A 16,784-nucleotide genomic window follows, 5' to 3' on the forward strand; every position below is an offset into this window, starting at 1 on the left:
GATGTAAAATGAAGATTACTCACTAATGACTTCGATGGATTGTTTTACGTGTTCAGCAATTTCTCTAGCCACAGTAATATCTTCATTTACAATAGTAACATGTCCCATTTTTCTAAAAGGTCTTGTTTGCTTTTTACCATAAATGTGCGGTGTAACGCCATCCATCGCTAAGATGTTTTCTATATTTTTATAGACTACATTTCCTGTATGGCCTTCAGCACCTACAAGATTTACCATAACACCAGCAACTTTACTTTCGGTATTACCAAGAGGTAATCCTAAGACACATCTAATTTGTTGTTCAAATTGAGAGGTGTAGCTTGCTTCAATACTGTAATGACCAGAGTTATGTGGTCTTGGTGCAACTTCGTTTACTAAGATTTCATCGTTTTCAGTCTGAAACATTTCAACAGCCAATAAACCAACGTGTTTAAAAGTAGAAGCGACCTTTAAAGCTACAGCTTCTGCTTTTTTTGCAATGGCATCAGGAATACGAGCCGGACAAATAACATACTCAACTTGGTTAGCTTCTGGATGAAATTCCATCTCTACCACAGGATATGTTTTTACATCTCCTTTTTCGTTTCTCGCAACGATGACAGCTAATTCATTTTTAAAAGGAATTAACTTTTCGGCAATACATTCTACATTAGGTAAATCTCTTAAGTCAGAAAGGCTTCTAACCACTTTTACTCCTGTGCCATCATAACCAAATCGCGCACTTTTCCATACAAAAGGATAGCTTAACCCTCCATTGTCTATAGCTTCATCAATTTCAGAAGTGTAAGCAAATCTTGAAAATTCAGCAGTTGGAATGTCATTATCGCGATAAAATAGTTTTTGAGTCGCTTTATTATGAATGGTTCTTAATGTTTTAGAAGAAGGGAAAACTTTTACACCTTCTTTTTCAAGGGTTTCTAAAGCATCAACATTAACGTTTTCAATTTCAAAAGTTAAAACATCTACTTTTTTTCCGAAGTCAACAACGGTTTGGTAATCCATTAAATCACCAATAGTAAATTCATCGCAAGCGAGTCGTGATGGTGCTTCTGGGCTAGGATCTATAACACAAGTATGAATGTCAAATTTACGAGTGTCGTACAACATCATTTTACCAAGTTGGCCACCACCGAGAATACCAAGTTTAAAACTTGAAGAAAAATAGTTCATCAATTTTTGCTGTTTCCTATGAACAGGAAAACTTATTTAAGATTAAAATTTCTGCTTTTCAACAACAAAAATACGCTAAATATCATACATCACTCTAAATTCCTAAATCAAAAATCCCTTAAAAAGCAATCAAATATGTATCTTTGCAACTCTAAAATAAAAAGAAAGTGATTAAGCTTCACGATTTATACTTCAAACCTTTTATATCTGAACAAGAAATAGATACCGCTGTCCAAAAAATGGTAGATGGTATTGCTGACGATTTAGGTGATGAAGTGCCTGTGTTTATTGGTATTTTGAACGGTTCATTTATGTTAGTGAGTGATTTTGTAAAAAAATATCCAAAACCATGCGAGGTTACTTTTATTAAACTAGCGTCTTATGAAGGGGTAAAGTCTACTGAAGATATTCAACGCTTAATTGGTTTGACTCAAGACCTAACAGGACGAACGGTTGTTATTTTAGAAGACATTATAGATTCAGGAAACACCTTAGAAGAAGTACACCGTATTTTTGAGAACGAAAATGTAAAGCAATTGATTATTGCAACTTTGTTTTACAAGCCTGAAGCGTATAACAAAGATTTTAAACTTCATTATGTAGGTATGGAAATTCCTAATAAATTTATTGTAGGCTATGGCTTAGATTACGATGGATTAGGAAGAGACTTACCGGATGTATATCAATTAAAAACCACTCAACATATGACAAACATAGTACTATTTGGCCCTCCAGGTGCAGGTAAAGGAACACAAGCTAATTTTCTAAAGGAGAAATACGATTTAATACACATCTCTACAGGTGATGTGTTTAGGTTTAACATTAAAAACGAAACCGCTTTAGGGATGTTAGCAAAGTCTTTTATGGACAAAGGAGAATTAGTGCCAGATCAGGTTACTATTGATATGTTGAATAAAGAGGTAGAGAAAAATGCAGGCGCTAATGGTTTTATTTTTGATGGTTTTCCAAGAACCAATGCACAAGCAAAAGCATTAGATGACTTAATGGAAGATAAAGATTCTCAAATCGATGCGATGGTTGCCTTGGAGGTCGAAGATGAGGTTTTGGTACAACGTTTGCTTAAGCGTGGTGAAACTAGTGGAAGAACTGACGATGCTGACGAGAGTATTATAAGAAATCGAATAAAACAATATTATACAAAAACAGCTATTTTAAAAGATTACTACACTGATCAAAATAAATATTTTGGTGTTGATGGTGTTGGTAGTGTTGAAGATATTACAGTGCGTTTAAGTTCTGTGATTGATAAATTATAAATTGCCATTCCTACTAAAATAGGAATCTAACTAAAAAGATTCCCACTTTGGTGGGAAATGAATATGACTGAAGGAAATTTTGTTGACTACGTAAAAATGCACGTATCTTCTGGTAACGGAGGAAAAGGTTCTGCGCATTTACATCGCGAAAAATATATACAAAAAGGTGGACCAGATGGAGGAGATGGAGGTCGCGGAGGCCATGTAATTTTACGCGGGAACTCTAATCTCTGGACACTTATTCATTTAAAGTTTAAAAGACATTTTAAAGCTGGTCATGGTTCACATGGTAGCTCAGGACGAAGTACAGGAGCCGATGGTGAAGATATTTATGTCGACGTACCATTAGGAACTGTTGTTCGCGATTCAGAGTCCGATACTATTCTATTTGAAATTACCGAAGAAGGTGAAGAAATTATTGTAGTAAAAGGAGGCATGGGTGGACGAGGAAACTGGCATTTTAAGAATTCAGTGAATCAAACTCCGCGTTACGCACAACCTGGTATACCTCTTGAAGAACTAGACATTACTTTAGAACTTAAGGTATTAGCAGATGTAGGGTTAGTAGGCTTCCCTAATGCAGGAAAATCAACCTTACTTTCTGTGTTAACATCTGCAAAACCTAAAATTGCAGATTACGAGTTTACGACTTTAAAGCCGAATTTAGGTATTGTAGAATATCGCGATTTTCAGTCGTTTGTAATGGCAGATATTCCTGGTATTATCGAAGGTGCCGCAGAAGGAAAAGGTTTAGGATATTATTTTTTAAGACATATTGAACGTAATTCTATCTTATTATTTCTAATTCCTGCAGATGCTAAGGATATTGTAGAGCAATACGAAATATTAGAAGACGAATTAAGGCGCTATAACCCTGAAATGTTAGATAAGGAACGCTTTGTAGTCGTTTCTAAATCTGATATGTTAGATGACGAATTAAAATCTGAAATAGGAGCCATTCTAGACAAAGATTTAGATGCTAACTATATGTTTATCTCTTCTGTGGCGCAACAAGGCTTAACAGAGTTAAAAGATACGCTCTGGAAGATGTTAAATTAGTAAGTTGACTTTAGTATGAAGACGTACCTAAAAGATTTGGTAGAAATTAATGGTACCAAGAAAAGCAGATGGTTTGCATACTTTATTCAGTTTTTAATCATTTTTTCTGTAATTACATTTTCAATTGAAACCTTACCAGACTTAGAACCTCAAACACGAGTTGTTTTAAAAGCTATTGAGGCTTTTAGTGTTATTATTTTTACTTTTGAATATTTAGCACGCATTTATGTTGCTGATAGTAAACCCAAATTCGTTTTTAGTTTTTTCGGCATTGTAGATTTTTTAGCTATTTTACCATTTTATCTATCCTTCGGCGTCGACTTACGTTCGTTGCGTTTACTACGTATGTTCCGATTATTTAGATTGTTTAAATTAGTACGCTATAATAAGGCGATGCATCATTTTGCTAAAGCCATGAAATTGGCAAAAGAACAGATAATCTTATTTTTGATTATTACAGTAATGCTAATTTATTTTGCTGCTGTAGGTATTTATTATTTTGAAAATGAAGCACAACCAGAGCATTTTTCTTCTATATTCTCTAGTCTTTGGTGGTCTATTGTTACACTAACGACAGTCGGTTATGGTGATGTATATCCGATTACGGTTGGTGGTCGCATCTTTACATTTTTTATGTTATTAATTGGCTTAGGTATTGTAGCAATACCGACTGGTATTATTTCATCTTCTTTGACTAAAGCTGTTGAGCCACATGATGACAAAAAAGAAGACAAGTTAAAATAGGGGTGGCATCTTCAATTTTTAATATCTTTAAATAAAAAAAGATGAAAAATTTAAAATTCTTACTTATTGCACTTATCCTAACGTCTTGCGGAACCAAAGTCAACTACGATTACGAAAAGGCAACAGATTTTAATAGCTATAAAACTTACAATTATTTTGATGAAATGAAAACGGGCTTGTCTGAATTAGACCTTAAACGTTTAATTAGAACAATGGATACTAAGCTAGAAACCATGGGACTGGTACGGTCCGATAATCCAGATTTTTATATCGATATTCAAAGTCAAGAGATCCAAAGTAGAAATAATAGCAATGTGGGAGTAGGCCTTGGTGGAGGCGGAGGTAATGTTGGTGGTGGAATTTCTGTAGGTTTACCTATTGGTGGTAATAAAAACACAAGAGAATTAGTAATTGAGTTTGTGGACGATACTAAAACAGGAATGTTTTGGCAAGCCATAAGTGAAAGTAGTTTTAACCCAAATGCCACTCCTGAAAAGCGCGAAGAACAGTTTCAAGCAGTTGTTGAAAAGGTGTTTTCAAACTATCCACCTAAATCTAAATAGTTTTAGTTCTTGATTAACTTTTTACTAGCAATTAAAATTGAATTCGTATAAAAATTAGTGATGTAAACGCCATTGCTTAATGCACTAATATCTATTGCTGTAGTCTCATCATTTTTAACTAATACTGATTTGATTCTTTTTCCGTCAAGGCTTAAGATTTCAACCCGAACAGTTTCGCTACGCACATTATCTAGCTTTATATTTAAACTGTTTTGTGATGGATTAGGATACATTGTTAAGCTATAATCATTAACGGTTACGCCTTGTACTCCTAATGTATTATCTATAGTCCATGTTATGGTAGCAATATGAATGGTTTCATGGCTATCTACATTAATTAAAGTCGTGGCATCGTTGACCGCAACGCTGAGGTTATTTGATCCAGCGTTTAGATCGTTTTCTTCAAGAGTAACAGTATTAATATTAGAGGCAATAGCATTACTATTAAGAGACCAGTTTGATTCTAAAGTGTTTACAGGTAGAGTTTCAATAGTATTAATTTCAAAATTCAAAGGGAAACTAGCGGCGCTAACTGCGGTTTCCGTTGGTGTATATGAATCTATTGGAGAAATTAAATCGTGTATCTGTTCAATAATACCTTCTTTGCAAACGGCACAAAAATCATAACCCAAATAGCGCATTTTACAACTTTGATGTGGTCTGTTCCAAGTGGCCGCAGTACCAGAAGTAGCATATGGAAATACACCAATATTACCTGTGCCTATCCAGTTTTTCCATTTTACTAATGTAGGATCTGTTTCTTGGGTCATATTTATAGCTTCGGCAGCAAGTAAATCTCCAGGATAGTATTCATCTTTTAAATTTACAAAGGAATGTCCTAACTCATGAATGGCAATTTCGCCGGCATCTTCACCTGTTGAAGAAATTGGAAACTGGCCTCCGCTGCCACCGTAATATGGAGAGTTTACTAAAATAAGCGCTTGGTCGTAAAGTGGGAAGTTATTCGCTAATACTGTGCTAATTAAAGCACTGTTTTCTGTGAATAACAATCTATGAACATCATAACTGTCAAATGCGGTACCAAAATAATTATCAACTGTAGCTACAGGTACAACAGTAGTAGGCTCATCTGAAGCTGTACCCGGGTGTGTGGCTCCACTTTCATTAGATGGTACTTTTATAATATAAACATTAAAGTAGTTTTCATAACTAGCAAAAGGCTCTTGAGAAAACATATCATTCATAAAATTAGTCGCATCGATTTCAAACTGCGGTAATTCACTAGCTAAATAACCATCACTCAAAATAACAAGGTTAATACGCTTGTCAGTATCACCAGAATTTTTGATAGCCTGAACATCAAAAGTTTGAGAAAAAACAAATTGAACAGTAAGGGAAATAAGTACGAAGAGTAATAGTTTATTCATGTTTATTCTATTTTTGTAGTGTTCAGTTTTGTAATACCTTCTAAAGTGATTTCGTTGATTACAATGTATTCAGCCTTAGATTTTAGCTGCAATTTTAATGAAAATTCAGATCGGTCTAAATCTAGTATTTTTTTTTCAAAATCTCCGGAGTCATTTATAAACTCCATGATTTTATGTAAAGGGTTTTTGATGTAGTGTTTCTCTAATTGGTTGAGGTCTTTATCCAAAATTAAATATTCTAAATCACCAATGTCTCCTTTCAAGTCTACGTTTGCACATCCTTTCAATTTACCATCCGTTGTAATTTGATTGATTAACGAAACACTTTTTGAGTCGTTTAGTTTAATGATTTCAAAATTTAAGAAAAGTAGTTTAGGTTGGGTTACAATAGTTTCTTCTTCTGTAACGCCAAGCTGTTTACTAGCACAAGATAATAAGCCTATTACAAATATAAATAGGCAAGCGACCCTCGTGGTTTTTGAGATTTTCATTTTAGAAATTAAGCGTTTATTAGGAGGTTAAAGTTAGTTATAAAAATGATGGTGGGAAAATAAATAAAATGCACGAGTAAAATTCTATTGATTAATTTTTTGTTGATTGATTTATAATAATCCTAACATTCTAAAAGCTGAGTTTTTAGCCTTGTTTCGTAAATTTGGTAAAAACAACACATATGGAAAATTTAAAAGGAAAAGTCGCCTTAATTACAGGTGGAACAAAAGGAATAGGTTATGGTATTGCAGAAGCATTACTTAATAAAGGAGTGAAAGTTGTGATAACGAGCAGAGCTAAAAGTGCAGCAGAAAATGCAGCTAAAGAATTAGCATCAAAAACAGATGCCTTAGATGCTATAATCGGCGTCGAAGCAGATGTAAGAGATTTAAAGAGTCAGGAAGCAGCCGTACAGCTAGCAATAAAAAGGTTTGGCGCATTAGATATTGTAATTGCAAATGCTGGATTGGGGCATTTTGCAAGTATCGAAGATTTAACAGAGCAACAATGGAAAGATACTATAGATACAAATCTTACAGGTGCCTTTAATTCTATAAAGGCGAGTGTAGCAGAATTAAAAAAATCGAAAGGCTATTATATCACAATTTCAAGTTTGGCTGGTGCTAACTTTTTTGCAGGAGGATCTGCGTATAATGCCAGTAAATTTGGAGTTACAGGGTTTACACAAGCGGTGATGTTAGATTTAAGACAACATGGAGTAAAAGTGAGTACAATTATGCCTGGTTCTGTGTCTACACATTTTAACGGAAACGAACCAAGTGACGAACAAGCTTGGAAAATTCAGAGTGAAGATATAGGAGAATTGGTGATCGATTTATTAAAGATGAATCCAAGAACGTTACCAAGCAAAATAGAAGTGAGGCCCACAACTCCTCCGAGTAAATAGAAAAGCACTTAAAGTAAAAAGAGGTTTCATTTTTTGAAACCTTTTTTTTGTTTATGAATGTTTCCGTTTTCATAGCGAAGACAGCATATTGATGTATTCGTACGTAATTTGTTTTTTGTTTAAAAGAATTGTCTACAGGTTTTTATGCTTCTATAATTGCTATAGTTATTCAAATTTCCGTTTAGCATATTCTAATGACCACTCATCATATTTTCAATTTTAAAGCTTTGATACTGTTGTAAATTTATACTATCAATTAGAAATCGGATAGTAATCATCAATCAAAAAACAACAGAATTATGATCAATTTAGTAAAAGTAATTATCGAATTTATTATTGAAGTTGTATTTAGTTAATCAATCAATCAATCAATCAATCAATCAATCAATCAATCAATCAATCAATCAAATCAATCAAATCAAATTATGAAAAATTCAAACCAAACCAAACAAGACACTTTTCAAAAGCAATTGAAAACATTTGAAAAATTATTAATAGGAGCAAAAATGGCCAAGCTTTCGTCGTTTATCTTAATTGGAGTATCAATTGGGCTTGCCATTCGATACAGAGAAAATAACCTTTATGTTATGCTATTACTTATGGGCATTTTAGCCATAGTATTTTTTATAGATAAATTTTTATCCCTAAAAGATATTAAGCAAAAATCATATACACAAACCTCTTTAGTTTCAAGTATCTCTAAATTCAAAACCTATATGAACAATCGAAAAAAATATGAAATGTATTTTATCGCGTTTTGGGTGTTAACACTAATACCTTCAGCATCTATTCATTTTGACTCTAATGTTTCAGGTATTTTAAGTATATCGGCGTATATATCTTTCGTAGGTGTTTTTGGATATATATCATACAAAAAAACGGAAAAAGAAATAGCGTCGTTAGAAAGCACAATGGCATATGAACTACAGTTGCAATAAACACGTATTATCTCATATCTTGCAATTAATTATATCTCGGCTAAAGAAGAATAAATGAAGCTTATAACAAACCATAAATACTGGATTATTAATTTTTTTGGATGGATCTTGTTTGCACTTTTTATGCTCACTATAGACAAAATATCCTACGGAGATGGAGGTGAAGAATCAATTAATCGGGTTTATTACTTATTAACCGAAGGTGTCTTGTGTGGCTTATTAGGTTTTGTATTATCGTTTATTATACTATACTTTATCGAAAAGTACTTTAAAATAGGTGATTATTCTAAAAGTGATGTTTATAAACTTATAGCCGTAGTCGTAGGAACTCAAATTATTTATCATAGTGTACTTTGGCCTATGTTAATGATTCCTGCTAATTATTTTTTAAATGTCGATGTGGAATTAACCTTACTTCAAAAGTTAACAAACGTACCTCATTTTTTAGCCTATTTTGTGGTTTGGTTGTTTGTTGTTTTAACTTTGAAATTGGTGTATTACATTAATACCATTAAAGTAAAACAACTGGCGTTAGAAGCCAATTTAAAAGAAGCGCAACTCAACACGCTAAAAGGGCAGATTAATCCGCATTTTATGTTTAATAGTTTGAATAACATTCGTGGACTAATGCTAGAAGATGCAAATGTCGCCAGAAACATGTTGACCAATTTATCTGATACATTGCGGTATTCGCTAACCAAAAGTGAATTGAATTCTATTTCGTTAGAAGATGAATTAGAAATGGTAGAAAACTATGTTGAAATTTCTAAAATTCAGTTTGAAGACCGTTTGCAGTTTGAAACTCATATTGACGACGAATCCTTAAATAAACAAATTCCGCCAATGATTATTCAAATGTTGGTTGAAAATTCGCTTAAACACGGCATTTCAAATATAAAAAGTGGAGGTGAAGTTACTTTATCAACGGTTGTGTCGGATAATCAATTACAAATTGAAGTGACTAATTCTGGGAAATTACAGAAAAGCGAAAATTCTACACAGTTAGGTGTAAAGAACATAAAGAAACGTCTAGAATTGCTTTATGGTCAAAATGCTACTTTTACCTTAAAAGAAATAGAAAATAAAGTGGTTGCCACTATTAAAATGCCAATCTTATGAAAACACTAAAGGCCGTTATTGTAGAAGATTCACGTTTGGCTCGTAATGAGTTAAAAGAACTATTAAAAGTTCACCAAGAGATAGAGCTTGTAGGTGAAGCCGAAAATGTAGATGAAGGTTTTGAGCTAATTACTAAAGTAAATCCGGATTTGCTTTTTTTAGATATTAATATGCCTGAAAAGGACGGGTTTGAACTTCTCGAGATGCTAGATGACGTGCCAATAACTATTTTTACGACGGCTTTTGATGATTATGCCATTAAATCTTTTGAGTACAACGCATTCGATTATTTATTGAAGCCTATTAGTCAAAAACGGTTTTCGAATTCTATCACTAAGGTTATTGAAAAAAGCACTTCAGAACCTAATTCAACCGAAAAAAACGCAGGACTGCGTTTAGATAAACAGATTTTTATTAAAGACGGTGAACAATGTTGGTTGGTTAAAGTTCAGGATATTTCATTGTTTGAAATTGTAGGTAATTATACCCGTGTCTTTTTTGATTCAAATACCCCTTTAATTTATAAATCACTTGCGCAAATAGAAGAAAAATTACCTTCTGATGTGTTTTTTAGAGCCAACAGACAACAAATAATTAACATTAATCACGTTAAAAAAGTCGTCTCATGGTTTAATGGAAAACTAAAAATAGAAATGAATTCTGGAGAAGAAATTGAAATCTCCAGAAGACAATCCTATATTTTTAAAGATCAATTAAGTTTTTAGTCCACCGTAATTCTAACACCTTCACTATGACTACTAAATTCTGGTGCATACATACTCTGAATGGTGCTAATCCCATTACTCATGTCGCCAGCGTTATTAACACGTAAATCGTATTCAAACACATAAACCCCTTTTGGTAAATAATCCATAAAGAAATTGGTGGCAGCATCTTTTGTGCTTTCGTAATAACCCAATCCATCTTGCCATTTGTATTGCGATAGTACATTTACCGGTTCTAAACCAGCGGCACGCATATCTTTTAGATGTACAAATTCCATGGTACGATCGGTTCTTAATTCAATTCTAACTCTAATTAAATCACCAACCTTTAATTTTGAATTTGAAGTAATTTCAGTGATTTCTTCCCCTTTATCTGTATTCGATTTTAAGAACAATTTCTTGCTCAATTTTAATGGTGTCTCAGCTGAAGTTATTTTATCTAAATCCTCAAAATATTGCCAGTATAAGGCTCCCCAAGCAATACCTTCACCTTTTTTAATAACGGTAACATCGGCTTGTTCTGGTTTAATTTCAGAACCATTCCAAGACGTTTTATAATACCCAGTGCCAGCTTCTACTTTTACGTTTTCTAATGTTGAAGGTGAAATCGTTTCATTCCCTACTTTAACGTCCACTTGCTCTGTGACGCTTAGCCAATCGCTTCCTTGCAATAATAACGCATAAACGGCTTCGGTAGTCGCTTTAGTCGTTTTCCAACGATTCGTTTGCTTATTTTTAAGTAACCAAATTTTTAGGTTATCAATGACTTCAAGGTTCTTTGCTTCGCTCTGTATACGCGTTCCAACTTCAGAAAATACTTCCACCATTAAGGCTTGCGTTTCAATTGGTGCCTGGTACCAATGCCATGAGTTGGTGTTGGTTTTCCAATACATACCTAATTCTTCAGATGTGATACTGTTTTCCTTTAAGGATTTTACAATTTTACCAACCGTTTTAGCATCACCTGTTCTATGCATTGCTAAAGTCATTAAACCTTTCTCGTATAATGAACGCGATAACCAATACTTTTGAATCTGACCTTGGTAATACTCCATAATATTCTGAACTTCTTTCGAAGGTGTCATTTCAGGGTAAAAACTTCGTGTATATAAATAATGCAATTGGGTATGTGACAAATGATCTTTGCTTAAATCAGCGTCTTTGTTATATTTTCTGATGTCTTTATATTCTTGAACAAATTCAGCATCTAAATAGTCTATGGCGTTTTCGATCATAGTTTCTTCATCTGAAGTTGAAGAGACATTTAACTGTTTTAAATGTCCAAATCCAGCAATAATATGTTGGGTGATAAATCGATTATCACGACCGCCATTAAACCAAGGCCAAGCACCAGAAGCATGCTGATTATTCTTTAATTTACGAACAGCAGATTGCAATTCATTATTCATTTTATTAAGGTCGAATAATAAGGCAATACGTTTTTTCTGTTCGGTTTCGGATTCCGCATCACGCAACCAAGGTGTTTCTTGAATTAGTAAGGATTTTAATTCTTGGTTCTTTTCTAAGTTAGACAATAAAGCATCAGTCGATTTCCATTGATTGAAAACAGCTTCAATTCTTGGGTTTGAGCTAACAATATGTTGTGCTAAGGCATTCGCATAGTAACGTGAAAATGTCTGCTCATTACACTCATAAGGATATTCCATTAAATACGGCAACGCTTGTACCGCATACCAAGCTGGATTCGATGTCATCTCTAAGGTCAGCTTATGATGACTGAGCGTAGTCGAAGTATTATCTTTTAATTTATTTAAAGTAAATGTTTTAGTTTGGTTAGAACGAACCCACATCGGAAGTGTTTCAGTCACTAGCATTCTATTACTTAAAACAGGTAAGGCATTTTGCTCGCCATCACTAAAATCACCAGCTTTTGCAATCACTTTATATTGTACCGCTTGGATGTTTTTTGGAATATTCAAACTCCAAGATACTTGCGTATTGCCTTTCGCATCAACGACAAAAGAAGATGTGTTACTAGAATTTGAAAGTTCTGTATCAATCGATTTACCCGTCACAGCATCGGTCAAAATTAATTGAGCCATACCAGATAATTCATTGTCCGTAAGATTTGCAATTTTTGTACTAATAGTAATTTCGTCGCCTTCTCTCAAAAAACGAGGAGCATTCGGTATAACCATCAATTCTTTTTGCGTCACTGTTTCTAATTTCGTCACGGCACTTTCTAAAGTTTTAGTGTGTGCCAATAATTGTAACTTCCATTTGGTTAAGGCTTCTGGGGCTTTAAAGTTGAAGCTGACATTTCCTTCTTTGTCTGTTTGTAATTGTGGAAAGAAGAAGGCGGTTTCGTTTAGGTTTTTTCGGATTTTTACTTTTTGTAAGTCGCTAAGACCTTGGTTAGTTGTAATTATTATAACTCCGTTTTTACCTTTTTCGCCATATAGAGCAGTTCCTTCTTCAGCTTTTAAGATCGTATACTCTAAAATATCTGAAGCTTCGATAGATCTAAATTGTGTTTCTGTTGCTATGTTTCCATTGATTATAAAAAGAGGTTCACTGTTACCAGTTATAGATCCTGTGCCTCTCAAAATAATAGAGCTGTCGGATCCAGGTTGACCTGAACCAGATGCTATATTTAGTCCTGAAACTGCTCCATTCAAATTGTTCAAAGCCGTTTTATTTTCCGCAGCCTCACCATAACCAACAGTTACAACCTCTTCTAATTCTGCAGAATCTGAAACCATTGCCACAGCTTCGGGAGAAGAAAGCCTTTTGCTTTTACTTAAGTACCTGTAATTATTTCCAAAGTAAAATCCAAACCAATTTAATTCATCGTAACCTTGATATGGATATGTCACATCTGTATAAAAATTATTGAATACTCTAAAATTAGTGTTTCCGAAACTTTGTCTAGAATTTTTGCCTAATCGACCATGATAAACAGGGTTATTTATAGGATTAAAATTCCAATTGTGTGTTCTAAACTCGTCTAAAGAGGTGTCGTACATGCTAGCTAATAATTCAGCAGACACTTTATCTCCTTTAGAGCCCTTTATTTTAAAGCTCCAGGTTTCATCTTGTCCTGGTTGTAGTTTATCTCTAAACGTTGTGGTTTCAATATCTAAATCCGTTTTAGGATAAGGGACACTAACATTAAAACTCTGAGATTTAAATTCGTTGAACGCTGCAAAAGACGTATGAACAGCAAAACCTCCTACATCACTTGCTAAAACGGGAATTATAATTGTTTTTTTAGAATTATGAAGTTCAACTAATTGCGTCATTATAATTTTACCGCCTTTTTCAATTTCAACAGTAACGGTTATATGTTCTGCTGCAGAACCTAAAGTTAGTTTTGCCATAGAATTAATGTCGTAACTTTCTTTATCCAATTGCGCTTCATACAATTGATGGTCTGCAATCGTCTTGTCTTCAGTGCTAAAAACTAATGTAAAGACTTGATCCTTTATCGATTGTCCAAATTTATCTTGGCTTTCTGCAATAATAATATATTGACCAGAATCCCATTTGTGAAGACGTTTCAAGATAATCTCTTTTTCTTTTTCGGTATCAAATTCGGTGCTAAAAACCGCGTCACCTTGTTTCCAATTCATAAGTTGATGTTCATCATCGTAAGCGTCATGAGGAAATAACTTTTTAAATTCAGCTTCAGAAAGCGTTTGGTAATCTGGTGCTTGCCAAGGCCGTGTTCTTAAAACGCGATCTGGTGCCTTTAGTTTATATATTTTTAATTGTCCTTTTGCTGGTGTGAATTCACCATTAAGATTTTGTGATGCTAAAGTGAATTCTATTTCTTTTTGATCTTTATCAATTTTCTGAGAAGCCAGAATGTTGAGCGTCATAGCATGATAACCAACATTAACAATGGTAGATGTTGAACGTGTTTCACCGTTGATATCTGTAATGTCTGCTGTGATTTCATAATTAAAAACAGGAAGATTTTCTTTAGATACGCTTTCATCAGGAAGCGCTTTAAACGTAATTTCAAACTCTCCTTTAGCATTTGTTTTAGTCTCACCAAAAGTGATTTCTTGGGCTTCCACATTAAAATATGGACGTCTCCAATAATACCAACTCGGAAATTTCACATTTCGTTTTACACGATACACCACTTTAGCATCTGTAATAGTACTCCCAGCAAATGCGATTGCGGTTCCGTTTACTGTAATGCTGTCGTTTATTTTGTAAGTTTCTGTAATAGGTTGGAACTCTGGTTTAAATTTAGGGCGCTTGTATTCTTCCACAGAGATATTGGCATAACCATAAGTTTTACTATATACATTAATAGTGTAATTACCCGTTAATCCATCGTTTGGTATTATGAATTCCCCATGTAGTGAACCAAACTCATTAGTTATTAAATTTAGTTCTTTAACAACCTCTCCGTTTACATTCATTAATTTTACCGTTGCCGCAGCACTAGCTGAAACCGTTGTTTTTCCGTCTTTAGATTTGGTAGCAATACCTTTAAAATAAACGATTTGGCCTGGTCTGTAAATACTTCGATCTGTGAATAAAAAGTTGCGGTACTGCGTATCATTATTTTTATTTGGGTTGTAAGCTCTATTGATGTAATAATTACCAAAATAACCAGCATCGTCTTTAGAGTTGACTTCTATTTGAATGTTATTGTAATAGTTGTTGTCTTTTGTAAATTGAAATTTTCCATAACGATCTGTTATATATGATTTATTAAGTTGTTTGTTCTTATAATTAGAATAAGAGAGTTTTACTTTAGTATTAGCGTAAGGTTTACCGTTATGTCTATCAATAACTTGATAAACCTGCATATCATTTTCTAAACTCTCTACTAATGCTAAATTTGTAGCTTGTATATGCGCTGTAGCAAGAACATTTGTGTAATTGTTGTTACTGGTATTAGCTTTGATGATGTATAAACCATTATTTAGATTTGGTAATACAATTTCTGTACTATGTTTTTGGTAATCATTTTCTGTTGTTAAGACACTAGAAAAAGTTTCAACGGGAGTTAAACTTTTGAAGAAATCCTCTTTTTTATCAACTCTATAAATGTTATTGAAAAGCTCTAGTTGGTTTTGTGAAACTTTATAGACTTCAAAATCTAGATGTTCTAAGTTTTTATATGTCGCTAATAATTTTGAAGGAGAATTAATTCTAATAAATTCTTCAGTTTGAAGTTGTATGTCGGGTCTGCCAATTTGCGCTATTAAAAACTCGCATTTTTGAGCTCCAATACTATTTGGAAACCTTATCATTGCGGCATTGCATATAGCTACCGCTTCTTTAAGTTTCCATTGGTTTTTAGTGTTGCTCTCATTGTCAACTAGGGTGTGATTGAATAGGTTACCTTGTTTTTCATATACCTTAGCAATTTCATAATCGTATAACGTAGATAATTCTGAAGCCTGTAATTGTTTTGATTTAGATTGTAACGTCTTTAGAAGTTGGACTTCTAAATCGGAAAAGATGCCATGTTGCGCTACAAAATTTAAACGTTCAATATCTACATCTACAAAGGCTTTCGAAATTTTATCTTTACGATGAAATTTCAATAAACTTTGATAAATTTTTAAAGCATTGCGCTGCAGTGATAAAGTGTCTTTAGAAATTAGATTTGTGTTGATGAAAATGTCACTGTCTGCAATAAAATCATTGTTATCAATACTGAATTTATAGGCAGGTTGAGAAATGCTATTTTCGTCTGTCTTATAAAACTCTAAAGCGTTATGACTTAATAAATCAAATAATGTTGGACGATAATCTTTAGAGTTTTTAGGTTCATTTAAAAGTACTGAATAGTCATTTAATGATTCTTTTTGAAGTAAGTCAGTATTTTTAAGAGAACGTTGATAGTACATGTGTATTTCATTAAACAAGGTTTCTAAATCCCAAGTTCTAAAATCGTCACTGATTTTTTCAGACGTTTTAGTTCTGTTGTAAAATTGGTATCGACTTTGCTGAAAATATTGCCAATACATCGTTGCCAACATATTCTCTAAGATGTGTTTGGTAATCTCGCTTTTAGTCGCGTTGATTTCGCCTTTGTACCGATTAACAATAGAAAGTTGGGCATCTTCTTCTAATATGAGCATATACTTGCTGATATGTAATAATGCTTTGATGCGCTGCTGCGTATTGTCGGCTTCAACGGCATTTTTATAAATAGTTTCAACCAAATCGGCAGCACTTTTGGTGAGGCCGTTATATTCGAGTTTGCCCACTTCTTTCCACTGATCTTCAAAATCGTTTTGAGCATTAGAAAAGGAAATGATGCAAATTAGCATGAGTATAGATATATAGTTTTTCATAGTTTTGCCGCAAATGCGGTAATATTTTGATGAATCTGTTTCGATTAATATAAAGGTGAACACATTCTGTTAGCTATGCCAAAATACATTCAAAATGTATTCCAAAATAAGC

General features: G+C 33.5%; 12 protein-coding genes. 8 read left to right on the forward strand and 4 right to left on the reverse strand.

The genetic code is table 11. The annotated features are described in order from the left end of the window. Window positions 1-15: 15 nt before the first annotated feature. Window positions 16-1,170 carry a 5-(carboxyamino)imidazole ribonucleotide synthase gene (locus HM986_RS14470; RefSeq protein ID WP_179335807.1) on the reverse strand — a complete coding sequence of 385 codons (1,155 nt, stop codon included), beginning with the start codon at window positions 1,168-1,170 and terminating at the stop codon, window positions 16-18. 167 nt (window positions 1,171-1,337) lie between these two features. Between HM986_RS14470 and HM986_RS14475 the strand changes: the two genes are divergently transcribed. The 4 genes from HM986_RS14475 (at window position 1,338) to HM986_RS14490 (ending at window position 4,813) form a co-directional block, all read left to right on the forward strand. Beyond that, entirely contained in the window at window positions 1,338-2,447 is a 1,110-nt protein-coding gene (locus HM986_RS14475) for an adenylate kinase (RefSeq protein ID WP_179335808.1), read from the forward strand. A 63-nt stretch (window positions 2,448-2,510) separates the two neighbouring features. Continuing rightward, window positions 2,511-3,506 carry a GTPase ObgE gene (obgE, locus tag HM986_RS14480; RefSeq protein ID WP_179335923.1) on the forward strand — a complete coding sequence of 332 codons (996 nt, stop codon included), beginning with the start codon at window positions 2,511-2,513 and terminating at the stop codon, window positions 3,504-3,506. A 15-nt stretch (window positions 3,507-3,521) separates the two neighbouring features. Next, entirely contained in the window at window positions 3,522-4,250 is a 729-nt protein-coding gene (locus HM986_RS14485) for an ion transporter (protein ID WP_179335809.1), read from the forward strand. Window positions 4,251-4,291: 41 nt separating this feature from the next. Beyond that, a complete protein-coding gene (locus HM986_RS14490) occupies window positions 4,292-4,813 on the forward strand; it encodes a DUF4136 domain-containing protein (RefSeq protein WP_179335810.1) in 522 nt (173 codons plus the stop codon). A gap of 2 nt (window positions 4,814-4,815) precedes the next feature. Here HM986_RS14490 and HM986_RS14495 read toward each other — a convergent pair whose 3' ends face one another. Together HM986_RS14495 and HM986_RS14500 are read right to left on the reverse strand one after the other, a co-directional pair. After that, window positions 4,816-6,201 (reverse strand): T9SS type A sorting domain-containing protein, encoded by a 1,386-nt coding sequence (locus HM986_RS14495; RefSeq protein ID WP_179335811.1) that lies wholly within the window; start codon window positions 6,199-6,201, stop codon window positions 4,816-4,818. Window positions 6,202-6,203: 2 nt separating this feature from the next. After that, window positions 6,204-6,692: a hypothetical protein gene (locus HM986_RS14500; protein WP_179335812.1), complete on the reverse strand. Its 489-nt coding sequence runs from the start codon at window positions 6,690-6,692 to the stop codon at window positions 6,204-6,206. 182 nt (window positions 6,693-6,874) lie between these two features. On the opposite strand from HM986_RS14500, the gene HM986_RS14505 reads away from it, so the two are divergent. From HM986_RS14505 to HM986_RS14520, 4 genes are all read left to right on the forward strand, one after another. Further along, window positions 6,875-7,600, forward strand: coding sequence for an SDR family oxidoreductase (locus HM986_RS14505; protein ID WP_179335813.1), 726 nt, complete (start codon window positions 6,875-6,877; stop codon window positions 7,598-7,600). 425 nt (window positions 7,601-8,025) lie between these two features. Further along, a complete protein-coding gene (locus HM986_RS14510; RefSeq protein WP_179335768.1) occupies window positions 8,026-8,538 on the forward strand; it encodes a hypothetical protein in 513 nt (170 codons plus the stop codon). A gap of 54 nt (window positions 8,539-8,592) precedes the next feature. Next, window positions 8,593-9,657: a sensor histidine kinase gene (locus HM986_RS14515; RefSeq protein ID WP_179335814.1), complete on the forward strand. Its 1,065-nt coding sequence runs from the start codon at window positions 8,593-8,595 to the stop codon at window positions 9,655-9,657. After that, the gene (locus HM986_RS14520) at window positions 9,654-10,382 is read left to right on the forward strand and encodes a LytR/AlgR family response regulator transcription factor (RefSeq protein ID WP_179335815.1); all 729 of its coding nucleotides are present in this window, start codon (window positions 9,654-9,656) and stop codon (window positions 10,380-10,382) included. The genes HM986_RS14515 and HM986_RS14520 overlap by 4 nt, the downstream gene beginning before the upstream one ends. Here HM986_RS14520 and HM986_RS14525 read toward each other — a convergent pair. Further along, a complete protein-coding gene (locus tag HM986_RS14525) occupies window positions 10,379-16,672 on the reverse strand; it encodes an alpha-2-macroglobulin family protein (RefSeq protein WP_179335816.1) in 6,294 nt (2,097 codons plus the stop codon). The genes HM986_RS14520 and HM986_RS14525 overlap by 4 nt on opposite strands. Window positions 16,673-16,784 lie beyond the last annotated feature (112 nt).

The sequence above is a fragment of the Winogradskyella costae genome, from assembly GCF_013403865.1.
Classification (GTDB): domain Bacteria; phylum Bacteroidota; class Bacteroidia; order Flavobacteriales; family Flavobacteriaceae; genus Winogradskyella; species Winogradskyella costae.